Origin of the sequence: Floridaenema evergladense BLCC-F167, assembly GCF_041929205.2 — a bacterium.
Lineage (GTDB): Bacteria > Cyanobacteriota > Cyanobacteriia > Cyanobacteriales > Aerosakkonemataceae > Floridanema > Floridanema evergladense.
Genome location: NZ_CM171625.1, coordinates 4,526,477 through 4,542,202 on the forward strand (window position 1 = coordinate 4,526,477; position 15,726 = coordinate 4,542,202).

Consider the following 15,726-nt stretch of genomic DNA (forward strand, 5'->3'; position numbering starts at 1 on the left):
AGCGTTAGAAAGAATATAAATAGTATTTTATCAGTTAAAAACTAACCAATGATAGATATGCTGGTAGAGTTAAATTCAATCTAAATAAAGGTTAGGCTCAAATCCTCTGGTTGCCTATTATCTAATTGTTGACTACCAATATTTTAACATTTGATTTTATTAAATAAAAGTTTATTTTTAAGATTTTTTTAATTTATTCTCTAGGAGTGTATCTTACTTATCTAAGCGGACTTGGTTTGTATACTCAGATCTTGCTGCAAGATCTGAGTATAGCTTCAGACTTCCAATCTGAGGGCAATTTACACTTTTGGGATGCTCCATTATTGGTAGAACAAAATTATTCAGATTGGCTGAGGGGAAGCTCAATTAAAAACTCTGCGCCTTCACCTATTTTCGAGTGACATTCGATTTTGCCCCCATGCTTTTCTGTGATTATTTGCTTACTAATAGATAATCCCAAACCAGTGCCTTTGCCTAGAGGTTTGGTGGTATAAAATGGTTCAAATAATTGGCATAAATTTGCTTCGGCTATGCCTTGTCCGTTATCAGCAAAGCGAATTCTTACCCAGTTGTCATCGACAATTTCTGTTGTAATCCAAATTGTTGGGGCTGCTGCATTTGGGTCGTTTTCATTGATTCTTTGTTCTAAGGCATCAATAGAATTACCTAATAAATTGATAAATACTTGGCTAAGTTGTCCCAAGGCGCATTTAATTTGGGGTAAGTCGGCATATTTTCTAATGATTTGAATTTCTGGTCGATCGCCCTTTGCTTTCAACCGATGATGTAAAATTAACAGAGTACTCTCAATTCCTTTGTGAATATCGGCAAATTTCTTTTTCCCTTCATCCATGCGGGAAAAATTGCGTAAGCTCAAAGCAATTTCCCGAATTCTTTCCGAGCCAGCTAACATGGCTGACATAATTTGTGGTAAATCTTCTTGCAGGTATTCAAATTCTATCTCGGCTTTTTTAGCGCTGATTTCTGGGGTTTCTTGGTTGAAAGTGCGATCGTAAATAGCCAATAATTCTAGCAACCCTTGCACATATTGAGTCAGATGAGGCAAATTATTAGAAATAGAGTTGACTGGGTTATTAATTTCATGAGCTACCCCAGCTAACAATTGCCCCAAAGTTGACATTTTTTCGGTTTGAATTAATTGGGCTTGAGTTTGTTTCAATAATTGCAAAGCATCTGCTAATTCCTTTGCTTGTTGTCTTAATTTAGCTTCTGACTCACGTAACGCTACTTCGGCTTGTTTGCGTTCTGTAATATCTTCTACTGTACCTTCATAATAAAGCAAACTACCATCCTGATGATAAACTGCACGGGCATTTTCAGAAATCCAAATAATGCTTTTATCTTGGCGATAAACTTGCGCTTCAAACTGCGATATCGAACCCTTTTTTTGTACGGCAGCAACAAACCGAGCGCGACAATTTGGGTCTACATACACTTGTTTTGCAATATTAGTAATGCTGTTAATCATTTCCTCTGGAGAACTATAACCGTAGATTCTTGCTAAGGCAGGATTAACAGTAATATATCTACCGTCAGGGGTGCTTTGAAAAATTCCATCAACAGCATTTTCATAAATACAACGGTACTTAAATTCTGTTTGCATAAGTGCAGCTGTTAATGATTCATGAATTTCTGATTGTGCTGTCATTAAATGATGTACGTCTAGGATTTTATATTTGCCTTGTCGATCTTCCACAGCAATAGGTTCGTAAAGTAATTCTGGCGATCGCTGCAAACACAGCTTTGCCGCTTCTACAATCTGAGTATTAATAGGTAAAATTATAGTTTCTTTTTTAGTTAATTGGTAAATAGCACTAATAGGCAGTTTAGAAAATAACTGCCAACTATGGGGACGACTCATATATTCAAAAAAAAGTCGTCGAGAAATTATACCGACAAATTCATGCCCCTGATTAATAATTATTCCCGGAAGTATAGAATTATCCTTAAAAATTTTCACCGCTTCCTCTATAGAACTTTGCCACTCAATCTGAGAGGTGTATAACTGTAATTCTTCTAGAGTGGACTGAGGAAATAACATCCGTTTTTGGTTATCTAAAATATTTGCATACGGAAAAACAGACACCGTTGTTTCATCATTAATTACTTCTTTCATCTGTTGGTGCCGACAAACTGAATTTATATATTCTAGATTAGCGTTTTCCGCAGCTTGACTATTGGTTGTTTGGTTCAATTCTAATTTTTTCAGTTGCATTATCTAATAACTCTATGTCTTCCCCGTAGCTGTAATACAGTTTTCTTCCCATAATACACCCGAAATTTTACTGAATATGAAACAATTATTAATTTTTAGATAGCTATTTTGTGTGATCTTGCTCACTAGTAGGTTGTGACTTAAGCCTATTTGGACGTAAAAAAAGCAGCATTTTTAATTTCTTGTAAGTTCGTTAAATATATGGCAAACTTTCTCCCAAAGTTCCCGGATTTAGTCTCAAATTAACTGGAAATCGTTATTTTAAGTACTTACTTAAGTATTTATACTAAAATATAAAAACTCCTCGGCTTATGGAAGGAGTCGAGGAGCTTACAAGGTAAAGTTAGAGAGAAGGAACGGCGATAAAGCCAGCTACAGCGGCGCAAATGGCGGAAACAAGCGCTGTACCGAATAGCCACCAAGCGGCATTTCTTGCGGCTTTGCGGGTTTCTTCAGCGCTTTTAGCGGCTTGTCGCTTCACGTCTTCAACGCGACGTTGCGCTTCTTGTTGGATGCGTTCAGCGCGTTGCAGGACGGTGTTACGTGCGCCTTCAATTTGGTCGATAATGCGGTTAGCGTCGGCTTCGCTGATGTCTTCGCGGGAACTGAGGATGGCGACTGCGGTATCGCGGTTAAAATGTCCGAGTCGATCGCGAATTGCATCAAATCCAGCTTGCGGATCGTCAAACAATTTACGCACATCCCGCTTGATGCCATCGTAGTTGAGTTCTGGACGATCGAGCGAGTTTAAATAGTTGCGAATCTTTGCAAAAATGCCATCAATCACATCTTGGATGCGACGTTGAATGCTTCGCACTTGTTCGACAAATTGATCGCGAACGGAGATAATTTGATCGACAATTCTGGTAGCTTCTGCTTCCGAAATATCGGGACGTTGCGACAATAATCTAATTAAGGTGTCGCGATCGATCTGGGAAATGCGATCGCCTAAACTATCAATTCCAGTGCGCGGATCGCGCAGCATCAAAGATAAATCTCGCTTGATACCTTCGGGATTTAAAGCATTTTTGCCAGTGTTCCGCAAGTAGTCTTCTAAAGTAGCTTGGAAATCTTGAATTCTGGCTTGAGTTCTTTGTGCTAATCGACGCGGTGCTCTAACAATGCTGCGAATATTATCTTGGATTTGATCGATAACTTGATTTACTTGTTCTTCGCTCAAATCTTCCCGTTGACTGAGCAATTTTACGAGTGTATCTCGATCGACTTGAGATAATCTTTCGCGCAGTGCGATCGTCCCTTCTTTAGGATTAGCAAATAAGGTAGAAAAATCCCTTCTAATTCCTTCAGGATTGAGTTCTTCTTTGCCAGTATTTCGCAGATAATCAGCGATCGCAGTTGTAACGCGATCGTATTGTTCTTTAGTTTTATCTGCTGCGATTTGCGGTGCATGAGTTACACCACCCCAAATCGACTGCACTTGATCGATAATTTGATTTGCTTGTTCTTCGCTCAAATCTTGACGTTGACTGAGCAATTTTACAAGGGTATCGCGATCGAAACGTGACAATCTAGCACGAATTAAAGGTAATGCAGCATTGGGATTACTTAACAGAATAGTTAACTCACGTTTGATCGAGTCAGGATTCAATTCTTCCTTGCCAGTATTCCGCAAATAAGATTCCAAATTCAACCACAAAGCTTCCGCTTGCGCTTGTGCTTGTTCTTGAACTTTTTGTGCTTGAGAAAGTACACCATTGCGAGTTCTTTCTAAGTCGCCAACGATTCTTTCCGCTTCCTCTTGGCTAATATCTTGTCGCTGACTGAGGAGTTGTACAAAAGTGTCGCGATCGAAGCGAGAAAGGCGATCGCGCAATCGATCGTATCCCGCTTGCGGATCGTCAATTAAAGTGCGAAAATCGCGCCTAATTCCTTCTGGATTTAACTCATCTTTTCCAGTATTTCGCAGATAATTTTCGACTCTGCTACGGATATCTTGATTTTGTTCTGTTCCCTCGGCTGTTTGCACTTGGTTAAGCACATCCAGACGAATTGCTTCTAATTCATCGGCAATTTCATTTCTGCGAACGGTCGTGATATCGTCTCTTTGTTGCAGTAAATTCAAAAAGTCCGATCGACTCAATCTTTCCAATTGACGACGCACTGCACCTGGATCGGCTTCCGGGTCATAAATTACCTGTCTAAATTCGTGGTTAATTGTTTCCCGATTTAAGTGCCAAGGATAGGAATTTAACAGGTAATTTTCCACATCCAATCTAATAGTATTAGGCGTACTAGGAGGAAGTCCGGGAACTTTATCTTGTACCTGAGAACTAATTTGACTTGCGCCACTAGCAACTCGATCTCTAGCTTCCTTCAATCGATTCAAAATTGCTTCGATATCCAAATCAGAAAGGTCGGTTCTACCTAATAAAATTCCCATTGCAGTATTCATGCCATATTGCATTGCTTGCTGCATCAATCCGGGAGTTTTTTCGGTTTGTGGTTGAGTACTTTGCTTCTGTTGACGTATCTCATCAATTAATGTGTCAAGTTTGGCGTTTAACTCTGGCGATCGCAATTCATTAGTTTGAGCAGATTTCAGATAATTGATTAATTCACCCATCACATCACGCTGAGGATTTAATCGATTAACTGCTTGTTTCCAAGAATCTTCTAATGTATCGACAATCCGATTAACATCTCGCTTAGAAAGTGCAGTATTATTTCCCACCAAATCCACAAAAGTTTGACGGTTAATTTTGCTTAATCCTTCGCTACTTGCCAAAGTTGCTAATCTTGGATCGTTAAGTGCATTTTCAAATTCCCGGCGCAGTTTTGCTATATCTAATTCTGGCGGACGTAAGGTTTGCAAATAATCTTCCAAATTTTCTCTTATGGTGATTGGATCGATCGCACTACCAATTTGTCTACCAACAGCAGCAGCAGCGGCTTCTGCGGTAGAAACTACCTGATTAGAAGCAGCTTTTGCACCTATAGCAGCAGCAGCAGTACCGACAATTGATTGAAAACCAGAAGCAGCAGTATTGATTACTGAACCAACTAAGGAACCGATCGCATTAGAACTAGCCCAAACTAGTAATAATAAATAAGCTCCCCAAATTGTTAAGCCAATAATTGCGCCTAAAACCGGACTTGTCACTAAGCTTAATTTCACTGCTAAGAAAGTAGCCACTAACACTGCTAAACTAACAGTTATTAATGTGGCTAATCCCAGCCAAAAACTAATTTTCTTAACTGTAGTGCCTAAGCTGTCTGACTCATCATTACGACGGCGATCGGAATCTGAATCTGATTCCCTACCTAATAAAAAAGCTACGCCAAAGTTGGTTAATAGAAATTGAATGGCAAAAGCAATTAATACCCCAGAAATTAAAGCGGCAAAAAATTGTGGCCCAGAAAATACCAAAGCTGCTCTTTCTGGTGCAACTAATGGTGTTGTCGGAGTAACTGGTACTCCTGTTTGAGCCAACCAAAATGCCAGATTATTTAATCCCATCTGCATATTCAAAATGTCAATCATAGATAGTATTTACCTCTTCTAATGAAAGCTAATGCACCCAATTTAAGGTGACACAGCTAAAAGCTTTATACTTTAGCAAAAAGTAATGCCATATCGCTTAGATTCGCTGAATATCAGTATCAAAAACATCTCTCTCAGGTCTGAAATTTTATACTTGAAGTAAATATAGAGACAAATTGCCTAATCTTTGATCGACAAAATTGTAAATTAAAATACTGGGCGATAAACTTTCTATTTTCTCACTTTCTACAGATAGACTTTTTAATAAGAAATAACTCTTTAAGATCGACCTTAAGATAGTCTTATCTCTGTATCTAAAGACAGACTACTTGGTATTTTGCGATCGCTACTATGAGTGTGTAAGCAATTGTTAAGGACTGTTAAGCATGGAAACTCGCACTTCTACCGATTTACCACCCGTAGCTACCGCTTATAACGGTAAAGACCGTAACGCTTTCTTGTTTGGCTGGAATCCCCAAGCTGAACTGTGGAATGGTCGTTTAGCAATGATTGGCTTTTTAGCCTATTTGCTGTGGGATTTAGCCGGATACAGTGTACTGCGTGACGTATTACACTTTATCGGATACTAAATTAACTTTGCGGCGTGTCCTGTTTTTATAGGCTCATTAAAATCTAACCTCCTCTCCTTTACTGACGACTTGTAATTTAGTCGTCAGTTTTTTGGCTTATTTTGTCTATGGTGTAATCCATAAATCCTAAAAATCTCGACCCTTTTGATAATTAATATCCTCTCTAAGTAATATCACTGTTGATAGTTTTATTACCATTAGGGGATGCGATCGATCTCCATCGCAAAGCCAAACAACAAGGAAAAGAACTATTCATCTTCCCGCCAAATGTTAACCCTAAAGATATTCAAGAAACTTCTTATTTAGACTTAAATCAAAAATCGGATAATTACATACAAACTCGCAGCAATTAACTGTAACAACATCACAGGAATCCCATAATGTAAAAACCTTTTAAAAGATATACGACGACCATGTAATTCCGAAATTCCCGCAGCCACAATATTAGAAGAAGCTCCAACTAAAGTACCATTTCCCCCTAAAGTTGCCCCAAACATCATTGCATAAAATAACGGCAAAACTTCAGCCGGAAATTGTCCAGTAAAATTTTGTGCCAGCACTTCTGATGGAGCTAAACCCACATTAACTAAATATTGTTTAAGTAATGGTACCATTGCCACTACTAAAGGAATGTTAGGCACAACGCTAGAAACTAAACCAACAAAAAAGAGAATAACTATTGAACCAAGAGCAATATTTTTGCCTAAAATTACTGATAATACTCCTGATAAATTGCTCACAACTCCCGTTTTTTCCAATCCTCCGATTAAGACAAAGATACACATAAAAAATATCAACGTACTCCAATCTACATCTCGCAAAATATTATTAACTGTATCTATCTTGCTATGGTGAGAAAGTAGTAAAGCTAAAGCTGCACCCAACAGGGCAACTGTAGCAGGAGAAAGGGGAATTGGTAAAGTTTCCCCAATTACGAAAAATATTAATACAAAAGCTATAATCAAACTTCCTACTGCTAAAACGCGAGGATGATTAATTTGTGGATGCGGTAGTTGTTCTAGATTATCTAACTTTTTTTGCCAAATTTTGCGGAATAAAAATGGTAAAGTAGCTATAACTGTGAGTACAGCAATTACACCACCCAAACTTAAGCGTGTTAGATAATCTGTAAAGCTAATATTTACCGCATCACCAACAATAAAAGTAGCTGGATCGCCAACAATTGTTAATAATCCCGCACTATTTGCAACGAACACCATTAAAATTAATAAAGGCACAAAATCTACTCCTACTTCCTCTGCCATTGGCGGTACTAAAGGTGCTAGTAACATTACTGTTGTGGCGTTTGGTAAAAAGGCACAAATGGGAGTAGTAATAGCAACAATACCTAACAACAATCGATTTCCTCTACCTTTAGCTAACACAACTATTCTTGTAGCTAAATAATCAAAAACCTTTGTGGGTTCAAAGGCTCTTACTAAGACCATAACACCAAAAAATAAACCTAAAGTGCCGTGACTTTGACTAATATATCCAATGGCTTCAGTTAAAGTCATGACATTGAATAAAACGAGGATCAATGCACCTAAAAAAGCAGCAATTGTTAGATGTATCCACTCAGTCATTATTAAGAAGATTACACCCACAAATGTTGCGGAAGCAACTAGAGCTTGCCAATTTTCCATAAATTACCTCTGTCTTAAGTTAGATAATTTGATTGCTTGAATATTACAGAAAAAAACCACCTCTGTAAAGGTGGTTGATTATTTAGGTGTAGCGTAAACAAATTGAGTTATTTCTCAGGAATAGAATCGGGAATTCCTAGTACAGGACAAGGGAATCGATCGCCAAGTTTCTGCACTAAGGAATGATTGGCTGAATGACAACCTAAAAATAGTAAATCCGCTGCTTCAGATTCCACAACTTTGGTTAACTCTTCAGCTACAGAACCGATGCGTAAATGCGCGATGAAATCATCTCCCCATTCTTCTACTAAATAACGTGCTTGCCATAAAATTTGGTCTGCTTTCTCGAAGATAGAAGTGCGGGAACAAGTGGTTGGTACTGGGCGAGATTTGGTGGTTGTTTGGCGATCGCTCATCGCCAAAGTTTGAATTTTTGGTCTAGCTAACTCAGGGGTGACAGATTTTAATACTGAGGCTGTAGGAAATTTCCAAGAATTACTAGAAATTGTGTAATTACTAGTAAAATGTTTTAGCTTACTGTTTCCTTGATTATCAATCACATAAACAATTTTTACACTGACTTGTTTGTTTGTCGCCAAGCTGGTTTGATGAGCCATCAACAGGGTAATGTCTAAAGCTGTATGACTGTTGGGAGAACCGTTATAACCAACTACAAAAGTTAAGGAATTGTTAGATTTTGTGGTTGGTGCAACTGAAGATTTTCTCCCTGGCAGCAATATCATTTGCTCAACCAAATCATCCCGACCAACTGCGCTTTGAAAGCGGACTAACATTGGTTTGATATTCACCAGCTTTACCTCTCGTAAATGAATGTCTACTCGTCTTGGGTAAAATAACGATCCAAAAAGTTTAAGGCGTGATTTCGCAACTCAAAATATTCCTTTGTTTCGCGGATTTCTTGTCGATTACGTGGATGGGGAAATGGTACCTCCAAAACCTCTCCTATTGTAGCAGCAGGGCCATTAGTCATCAAAACGATGCGATCGGACATATAAATGGCTTCATCGACATCATGGGTAATCATCATTACCGCTTGTTTGTGGCTTTCCCAGATATCAAGTACCTGCTTTTGTAACTTACTTTTAGTTAGAGCGTCCAGGGCTCCAAAAGGTTCATCCATCAGCAACATTTTTGGGCGAATAGCTAAAGCTCTGGCAATACCAACTCTCTGTTTCATTCCCCCAGAAATTTCATCGGGATATTTATCTGCTGCGGCATTTAAATTTACCATTGCGAGATGTTCGTTGACGATGCTAATCTTTTCAGACCTTTTTGCATCTTTCAGGACTTCATCCACTGCTAAACGAATATTTTCCCGGACAGTTAACCAAGGTAACAGTCCATAATGTTGGAAAATCATCATGCGATCGCTTCCGGGTTTGCGAATTTCTCTCCCTTCCATTCTTACTGTTCCAGATGTTGCTCTTTCCAAACCCGCAACTATTTTTAATAAGGTCGATTTGCCACAACCTGAGTGTCCGATTACAGAAATAAATTCATCTTCTCCCACTGTCAAATATACCCCATTAAGCACTACAAATTCACCGCCATCAGGAGTGGGATAAGACTTAACTAAATTGCTAACTTCTAAAAATCCATAATCGGATAAAGAAGCTTCGTAAGCATTGCTGTAAACCGAGTTAGACCTAACCATTGGATGCTCCTGAATTTGATTAATTAGGACATGAAAATGTTAGTTAGACTATTAGCTCGAATCTCAAAACTATTGAGATAGCCAACCGGATCGCTGGGGTTAAATTCTTTATTGTCTATAAATACTGTGGCTGGCTCAACCTTGTAATCTTCCTGGGGACATTGAATTCCCATTTCTGTTGCTATCTCCCGATAGAGGTCAGTTTTCCAACCCTTACGGGCTAATTGTTCGGCGTTTTTGGGAAACTCTTTTATTTGTCCCCAACGTGCAGCTTGAGTCATTAACCAAATACTTTCTGACTGCCATAAAAAGGTGGAATGATCGCCGGAAATTCGGGCAAGATTGGCAGGTAAATCGAAGAAAATTGTTGTATCTTCTGAGTTGACAATTCGCTGTTTATCATCAAAACCGCCGTAGTTATAATCGCCCACAATTGCGGGTCTAGTAAATTTATCGATCGGCCCTTTTTTAGGTTTCGCTCCCGTAAAAGATCGGTCTGTAATTAATTGAGCAACTTCCTGGCGATTTTCTGGTTTACTGCAATATTGACAAGCTTCAATCATTGCTTTTACCAGCGATCGATAAGTCTTTGGGTAATTAGTAATAAAAGATTCCATTACCCCTAAAAGGCGATCGGGATGTCCTTGCCAAATTTCCTTACCTTGAGCAAAACTAAAACCGACTCCTTCGTTACCTTTAATCGCTCTAGTATTCCAAGGTTCCGCTACCATGTAAGCTTGCATTGCCCCAATTCTCACATTAGTCACCATCTGCGGTGGGGGTACAATAATAATCCGAAATTCTGCCAGAGGATTTACTCCCGCAGCTGCCGATAAATAGCGAACAAAATATTCATAAATCGCAGAACTTAACACCACTGCCCAAACTTTATTTTCGGCAGATTGACTTTCAAAATACCTGCGAAAATCTCGTCCAAATGTTTGCAAATCCCCGTTATAATCGCGCCAAGGACGAATGCCAAAATCCCACATCGATCGATTCATTGTCATCGCGTTACCGTGACGATGAATTGTCATTGCGGCGCAAAGTGGGGCGTGACGTGCGCCTTCTGCACCAATTCTGGCGTTAGTCACCGCACCAGATACCACTGGTGAAGCGTCGAGTCTGCCAAAAATAATCCCGTCGCGAGAAGTCGCCCAACTAGCTTCGCGGTTGAGAGTGACGTTTAAACCATATTTGCGAAAGAATCCTTTTTTCCAAGCGATCGCAAATGGCGCACAATCATTTACGGGAACATACCCGACGGTAATATTTGGTTTTTCTAAGCTTTTAGGATCAACTACAGGTTGAACTGCTAACGCTTCTTCGGTTAATCCTTTCGCAGATCGATCGCCCGAAATTCCACAAGAAGACAGCGCCATTCCCGTCGCAGTCGCACCCATTCCTAACAGAAAATCTCTGCGAGTCCATGAAGATTTTTCGGTGTTACCCATAGCTCAACTCCACCGATAATTTATTTCTACTACTGAGGCTCCCGCCTCGGTTTTTCCGAGATCTCGTTCCCAGGTTCAACCTGGGAACGAGATTTTGGAGGTTCTACCTCCCTTGCTCCAAGATCTTGGAGGTTCTACCTCCCTTGCTCCAAGATCCGATCGCCAATAACCAATTACGAATTTGCCGTTCTAGGACGGTGTGTAACTAATTCTTGAATTTTGCCTAAAGCGAAATCTAGAAGTAGTCCTGTTACACCAATTACTAACACTGCGAGAAACACAGAACTTAGATTTAATCGACTCCATTCATCCCAGACAAAAAAGCCAATTCCCATCCCACCTGTGAGCATTTCCACTGCTACAATTACCAGCCAAGCAATCCCTAAACTGATTCGCAATCCAGTAAAAATGTAGGGCAAACTTGCAGGCAAAATAATCTTAGTAATCCGTCGCCAACGGCTCATTTCTAGCACTCTTGCCACATCAATATAATCTTTAGAAACGCTAGAAACTCCCAAGGCAGTGTTAATAATTGTCGGCCACAAAGAGGTAATGAAAATCACAAAAATTGCTGATGGATCTGCCAAATTAAAAATCGCTAAAGCGATCGGCAGCCAAGCCAAAGGTGATACTGGTTTAAAAATTTGAATGATGGGATTAAGGGCTAACATTGCAGGTTTGGACATTCCAATTAAAAATCCTAAAGGAATTGCCACTACTGCACCTAATAAAAATCCCCACAATACTCTTCTTAAACTTGCCAACAATAACCAACCAATTCCCAAATTTCCTGGGCCACGTTGGTAAAAAGGATTCAATATGTAATCTGAATTAGCAACTAGTGCTTCTAACGGCGTGGGCATTAATTCATAGTTAAAAATTGCCACAACCCACCACAAAATAATGATTCCGAGAAATCCCAAGGCAGGCAGTAAAACTACATCTCGCAGGGCGATCGGTTTTGCGCGTCGCCAAGCTGCCTGTCCTGCAACTGCGATCGCAGACAGATTCAAATTTATTGCCATAGTGTCACGAGCGGGTACAAAATTACTGAGCAGTACCAGCCAAGAACACTGATGAGTTTAGAAAACTGTAAAAATTTCTAACTCTTCAGTCTCCTCTCGTTGCCTACGAAGTTAGCTGACGGGCTAGGAATGAGAGTTATCCTTCTCTGCCTATCTCCTCACAAAAAATGACAGAAATGCGCCCCAAAATTTGGTTCCTCCGCTCCAGGCTTGTTGACCTAGATTAGGCTGACTTACTCAAGTCTCTCGGATTTTAGCATTCTAGTTAACTGAATGCAAGCTTAATATTGGTCTTGAATCAAACAAAAGCGATCGCTCTGAAGTTATAATGATCTAAAATTAAGAATGTTTATGTTTTCCGGGATTGTTAGCTTAACTACTGTTAAGTTCAACATTGACATCTGTCCTCAGCTAGATTGTAAGCTCTCAAACAAGTTGTTAATTTGGCGATGAGAAAATTAAATCCTCTTTTCTCCTTTTTTGCGAAAAACTATGATAAAAACTTTTGAACCATCCTTAGCAAATCCTGTTGAAGAAGTGTTGTGTTTTTATACCAATGCTAGTACGGAAATTCAAATCATTCGGATTGAAAATAATTCTAGCTCTAAGTTAGAACGTATAGTTTTTCCTAGTGAGAAATTATTATTTATTGGCGAACCAAAAGCTCTGTTAGCAATTTATACTGGCAGTGAAGGAAAGGAAGTTTTGTCTGATATTATTCCTTGCGCTAAGTTACAAATTAACAACTAGAGCGATCGGAGTGCAAGAGGGTAGAAGTCATCCATCAGTTTTTTCTACCCATCTGGGAAGCGAAACTGAGGGAAATTTTCTGCCCAGATACACGAGTCCCCAGTCCTGTTTCCTCATCTTGCTTGCCAAACCTAGATTATTATGTAAATGTAAAGTTTTGTTAATGAGCAAGAGAGGGTTAGACAGATTATGGCTAAAGGCTTTGAACCAACAGCGACACAACCGCAACCAACCACAACTCCCAAACTAGAGGAGCCAAAATTTGGTTTTAATGAATATGCGGAACGCTTAAATGGTCGAGCAGCGATGATTGGTTTTGTCCTGACATTGCTGATTGAGTACGTTACAGGTCAAGGATTATTGTCTTGGTTAGGGCTGTATTAAAGACGGAATTGTAGTTTTTTCTGAAGTTTTCCTGAAAATCTTCCTTTAGGAAGCACAATGTCATAGAACATGAAGTAGGGGTGTAGGGAAGGTAAATTTTTGCTACTCCTCGACTTCATGTTAAGTGGGGTATAGGAACCCGGAAGCGTAAGCGCTAAGATTGAAGCAAAAGTAGATTACATAGTTGACAGATTACTTATGATGAATGCTGCTTATGTTAGGTTTTTCAGGTCAGCCTACCGCAGAGAACCGATCGTTAGTTTTATGATTACTATTGGGGCGGTGGATGCTGTGATTGGTGGAGTTGGCGATCGCGTATCGTTGCTCACATTCGGGATCGGTACAGTAGCATTGGCGATCGTCCTGCGTTGGTTAATACTTCAGCGTCGTCCAGCAGAAATTCCCACCGAAGCACCCCAAATTTATCTCCCACCCACACCTTCCCAATCTCAATTACCTAACTTAAACGTTCAGAATAAAAAACGTCCTCCACGCTCGTAAGCTGTTAATTTAAAGTTACTCGTGCAGCAGAAACGATCGAGTAGTTGAAAATAGGTAAAAGGTTGAAGACAAAAATTTGGCTTACCTTCTGTCTGTTTGCCGATCGCTGAATCTAATGACCTAAAATTATGACGAAAACTGTTTTAGGCAAACTCCACAAAATTGGAGAAGTAGCGTCATTTACTGGATTGCCAGTAAAAACGATTCGTTATTACGAAGAACTTGGTTTACTATCACCAGTGGTGACACGCGCTTCCTCTGGATATCGATTGTTTGATTCTCAAGTACTCAAGCGACTGGACTTTATTAAACGCGCTCAGTCTTTGGGGATGAGTTTAAAAGAGATTCAGGAATTTTTGGAAATTCACGATCGGGGGGAGTTACCCTGTCACGAAGTTAAGCAACATATTCAGACAAAACTAGAAGCGATCGATCGACAAATAGCAGCGTTGGAGACTTTGCGATCGGAATTACAAGAACTTCTTTCTGAGTGGAAAGAACCAACATCTGACGATGTAGATGAGATAATCTGCCCTAATATTCAATCACATTTGGATGAAACTTCCGAACATTGCCATTAAATTCTTGCAAATAGGATCTGTAGTTTTAGCTAGTCTTAGCTGCTACACAATTTTTACAGATATCAGTCGAGCAGATATTAATACTATTGCCCAAAAACTGCCCTCACCACCTGTTCCCCAAATTCCCAATCCTCCTTTGTCAAACCCGGAAAGCATTTGGCAAAGAGTCAGAATTGTACATAATATTAAAGCTCATTGGGGGCCGATTTACGCTCTAACTTTCAGTCCTGATGGTAAATATCTCGCCAGTGGTGGAACGGATATTGATACCAAAATTCGCTTGTGGAACCCGATAAAAGGTAATAAACTTCGCACAATTAATGCTCACAGTAACCGAGTTCTGGCATTAGCAATTACTCCCGATAACCTGACTATTGCTAGCGGAAGCGAAGATTCCACGCTAAAAATTTGGAGTTTAAAGAATGGCAAATTAAGCCGGATGTTAACTCATGAATTTAACAATATTTTATCTTTAGCAATTACCCCAGATGGACAAACTTTGGTGACAGGCGGTTTGGATGGAATCAAATTAATTGATTTAAAAACCGAAAGGTTACTTTATAATCGCGTACCCTTAGCACAACCAATAGTTTATGCGGTGGCAATTAGTCGGAACGGGCAAATTTTGGCGACTGGAGGTAGGGATAGAACTATTCAATTGTGGAATATTCAAACTAGTCAATTTCTTGGTACTATACCCGGACATCAAGGAGCAATTACTTCTTTAGCTTTTTCGCCAGATGGTAATACTTTGGTGAGTAGCAGTTATGACCATACAGTTAAAGTTTGGAACCTGGCAACTCGCAGATCTTTTACACTTGTTGGTCATCAAAATATAGTTAATTCGGTTGCGGTGCATCCAGATGGAAGGACTGTAGTTAGTGCGGGTAGGGATGGGGTAAGAATTTGGGATTTAGGAACTGGACAGCAGGTGCGATCGCTCGCGATCGACACAGATTGGGTACAAACTGTCGCTTTTAGTCCTGATGGCAACTTACTGGCAACTGGCGCATTTGATGGCAAACTCAAAATTTGGGAAGGGATAAATAAGGATATTCCTGTAGAATTGGGGCAAAAAAAACAGGGAGGAAATTAATTTTTCCTCCCTGAACATTTTTCTGATTTGATTTTTGCTTTTGATTTGGTTTTTGGTCTTCGGACTGTTCTTTGAGTTTCTTGCGTAACATCTGTTGTTGCTTCTTCAGTTGTCTCGCTCTTGCAGAACCGCCTCTACCTTTGTCGTTTCTTCCCTCTTTCCGGGGAGATTCCCAACGCTTGAGTTGTCGAGCCATTGTGGTTGCCTTTTATTTAGTTTTGTTTACTTTACTATTATAACATTTTTCAAAGGGATGATGTACGCTTAGATCTTGCTCTAGACAAGG

At 39.7% G+C, this 15,726-nt stretch carries 15 protein-coding genes and 1 riboswitch; of the genes, 7 read left to right on the forward strand and 8 right to left on the reverse strand.

The genetic code is table 11. The features are described from left to right. Positions 1–337 precede the first annotated feature (337 nt). Together ACE1CA_RS22155 and ACE1CA_RS22160 are read right to left on the reverse strand one after the other, a co-directional pair. Positions 338–2,236 (reverse strand): ATP-binding protein, encoded by a 1,899-nt coding sequence (locus tag ACE1CA_RS22155; protein WP_413277731.1) that lies wholly within the window; start codon positions 2,234–2,236, stop codon positions 338–340. Positions 2,237–2,579: 343 nt separating this feature from the next. Beyond that, positions 2,580–5,738: an MFS transporter gene (locus ACE1CA_RS22160; RefSeq protein ID WP_413277730.1), complete on the reverse strand. Its 3,159-nt coding sequence runs from the start codon at positions 5,736–5,738 to the stop codon at positions 2,580–2,582. A 386-nt stretch (positions 5,739–6,124) separates the two neighbouring features. On the opposite strand from ACE1CA_RS22160, the gene ACE1CA_RS22165 reads away from it, so the two are divergent. After that, positions 6,125–6,328 carry a chlorophyll a/b-binding protein gene (locus tag ACE1CA_RS22165; RefSeq protein ID WP_413272785.1) on the forward strand — a complete coding sequence of 68 codons (204 nt, stop codon included), beginning with the start codon at positions 6,125–6,127 and terminating at the stop codon, positions 6,326–6,328. Between the two features lie 179 nt (positions 6,329–6,507). Next, on the forward strand, positions 6,508–6,681 hold the full coding sequence (locus ACE1CA_RS22170; protein ID WP_413277729.1) for a hypothetical protein: 174 nt from the start codon (positions 6,508–6,510) through the stop codon (positions 6,679–6,681). Here the strand turns inward: ACE1CA_RS22170 and ACE1CA_RS22175 are convergent. The 5 genes from ACE1CA_RS22175 to ntrB all read right to left on the reverse strand — a co-directional run bounded on the left by ACE1CA_RS22175 (position 6,637) and on the right by ntrB (position 12,128). Next, on the reverse strand, positions 6,637–7,974 hold the full coding sequence (locus ACE1CA_RS22175) for an ArsB/NhaD family transporter (protein WP_413277728.1): 1,338 nt from the start codon (positions 7,972–7,974) through the stop codon (positions 6,637–6,639). The two genes, ACE1CA_RS22170 and ACE1CA_RS22175, sit on opposite strands and share 45 nt — an antisense overlap. Before the next feature lie 107 nt (positions 7,975–8,081). Continuing rightward, positions 8,082–8,783: a universal stress protein gene (locus ACE1CA_RS22180; RefSeq protein WP_413277727.1), complete on the reverse strand. Its 702-nt coding sequence runs from the start codon at positions 8,781–8,783 to the stop codon at positions 8,082–8,084. A 26-nt stretch (positions 8,784–8,809) separates the two neighbouring features. Next, positions 8,810–9,649: an ABC transporter ATP-binding protein gene (locus tag ACE1CA_RS22185; protein ID WP_413277726.1), complete on the reverse strand. Its 840-nt coding sequence runs from the start codon at positions 9,647–9,649 to the stop codon at positions 8,810–8,812. A 23-nt stretch (positions 9,650–9,672) separates the two neighbouring features. Next, a complete protein-coding gene (locus ACE1CA_RS22190) occupies positions 9,673–11,103 on the reverse strand; it encodes an ABC transporter substrate-binding protein (protein WP_413277725.1) in 1,431 nt (476 codons plus the stop codon). A 173-nt stretch (positions 11,104–11,276) separates the two neighbouring features. Continuing rightward, a complete protein-coding gene (ntrB, locus tag ACE1CA_RS22195) occupies positions 11,277–12,128 on the reverse strand; it encodes a nitrate ABC transporter permease (protein WP_413277724.1) in 852 nt (283 codons plus the stop codon). 85 nt (positions 12,129–12,213) lie between these two features. Further along, a riboswitch (cyclic di-AMP (ydaO/yuaA leader) is annotated at positions 12,214–12,368 on the reverse strand. 252 nt (positions 12,369–12,620) lie between these two features. Between ntrB and ACE1CA_RS22200 the strand changes: the two genes are divergently transcribed. From ACE1CA_RS22200 to ACE1CA_RS22220, 5 genes are all read left to right on the forward strand, one after another. Beyond that, on the forward strand, positions 12,621–12,878 hold the full coding sequence (locus ACE1CA_RS22200; RefSeq protein WP_413277723.1) for a DUF1830 domain-containing protein: 258 nt from the start codon (positions 12,621–12,623) through the stop codon (positions 12,876–12,878). 189 nt (positions 12,879–13,067) lie between these two features. After that, positions 13,068–13,262, forward strand: coding sequence for a hypothetical protein (locus tag ACE1CA_RS22205; protein ID WP_413277722.1), 195 nt, complete (start codon positions 13,068–13,070; stop codon positions 13,260–13,262). A 198-nt stretch (positions 13,263–13,460) separates the two neighbouring features. Further along, positions 13,461–13,763, forward strand: a complete 303-nt coding sequence (locus tag ACE1CA_RS22210) for a hypothetical protein (protein WP_413277721.1) — start codon at positions 13,461–13,463, stop codon at positions 13,761–13,763. 128 nt (positions 13,764–13,891) lie between these two features. Next, positions 13,892–14,344 (forward strand): heavy metal-responsive transcriptional regulator, encoded by a 453-nt coding sequence (locus ACE1CA_RS22215; protein ID WP_413277720.1) that lies wholly within the window; start codon positions 13,892–13,894, stop codon positions 14,342–14,344. After that, positions 14,319–15,440 (forward strand): WD40 repeat domain-containing protein, encoded by a 1,122-nt coding sequence (locus tag ACE1CA_RS22220; protein ID WP_413277719.1) that lies wholly within the window; start codon positions 14,319–14,321, stop codon positions 15,438–15,440. Before ACE1CA_RS22215 ends, ACE1CA_RS22220 begins: the two co-directional genes overlap by 26 nt. Here ACE1CA_RS22220 and ACE1CA_RS22225 read toward each other — a convergent pair. Continuing rightward, positions 15,370–15,636: a hypothetical protein gene (locus ACE1CA_RS22225; RefSeq protein WP_486517483.1), complete on the reverse strand. Its 267-nt coding sequence runs from the start codon at positions 15,634–15,636 to the stop codon at positions 15,370–15,372. The genes ACE1CA_RS22220 and ACE1CA_RS22225 overlap by 71 nt on opposite strands. Between the last annotated feature and the right edge of the window lie 90 nt (positions 15,637–15,726).

What these genes read in the sequence shown, in the direction of transcription:
- ACE1CA_RS22155 (WP_413277731.1), bottom strand. Translation starts at nt 2,236, where the DNA reads ATGCAACTGAAAAAATTAGAATTGAACCAAACAACCAATAGTCAAGCT.
- ACE1CA_RS22160 (WP_413277730.1), bottom strand. Translation starts at nt 5,738, where the DNA reads ATGATTGACATTTTGAATATGCAGATGGGATTAAATAATCTGGCATTT.
- ACE1CA_RS22165 (WP_413272785.1), top strand. Translation starts at nt 6,125, where the DNA reads ATGGAAACTCGCACTTCTACCGATTTACCACCCGTAGCTACCGCTTAT.
- ACE1CA_RS22175 (WP_413277728.1), bottom strand. Translation starts at nt 7,974, where the DNA reads ATGGAAAATTGGCAAGCTCTAGTTGCTTCCGCAACATTTGTGGGTGTA.
- ACE1CA_RS22185 (WP_413277726.1), bottom strand. Translation starts at nt 9,649, where the DNA reads ATGGTTAGGTCTAACTCGGTTTACAGCAATGCTTACGAAGCTTCTTTA.
- ACE1CA_RS22190 (WP_413277725.1), bottom strand. Translation starts at nt 11,103, where the DNA reads ATGGGTAACACCGAAAAATCTTCATGGACTCGCAGAGATTTTCTGTTA.
- ntrB (WP_413277724.1), bottom strand. Translation starts at nt 12,128, where the DNA reads ATGGCAATAAATTTGAATCTGTCTGCGATCGCAGTTGCAGGACAGGCA.
- ACE1CA_RS22200 (WP_413277723.1), top strand. Translation starts at nt 12,621, where the DNA reads ATGATAAAAACTTTTGAACCATCCTTAGCAAATCCTGTTGAAGAAGTG.
- ACE1CA_RS22205 (WP_413277722.1), top strand. Translation starts at nt 13,068, where the DNA reads ATGGCTAAAGGCTTTGAACCAACAGCGACACAACCGCAACCAACCACA.
- ACE1CA_RS22210 (WP_413277721.1), top strand. Translation starts at nt 13,461, where the DNA reads ATGATGAATGCTGCTTATGTTAGGTTTTTCAGGTCAGCCTACCGCAGA.
- ACE1CA_RS22215 (WP_413277720.1), top strand. Translation starts at nt 13,892, where the DNA reads ATGACGAAAACTGTTTTAGGCAAACTCCACAAAATTGGAGAAGTAGCG.
- ACE1CA_RS22220 (WP_413277719.1), top strand. Translation starts at nt 14,319, where the DNA reads ATGAAACTTCCGAACATTGCCATTAAATTCTTGCAAATAGGATCTGTA.
- ACE1CA_RS22225 (WP_486517483.1), bottom strand. Translation starts at nt 15,636, where the DNA reads ATGGCTCGACAACTCAAGCGTTGGGAATCTCCCCGGAAAGAGGGAAGA.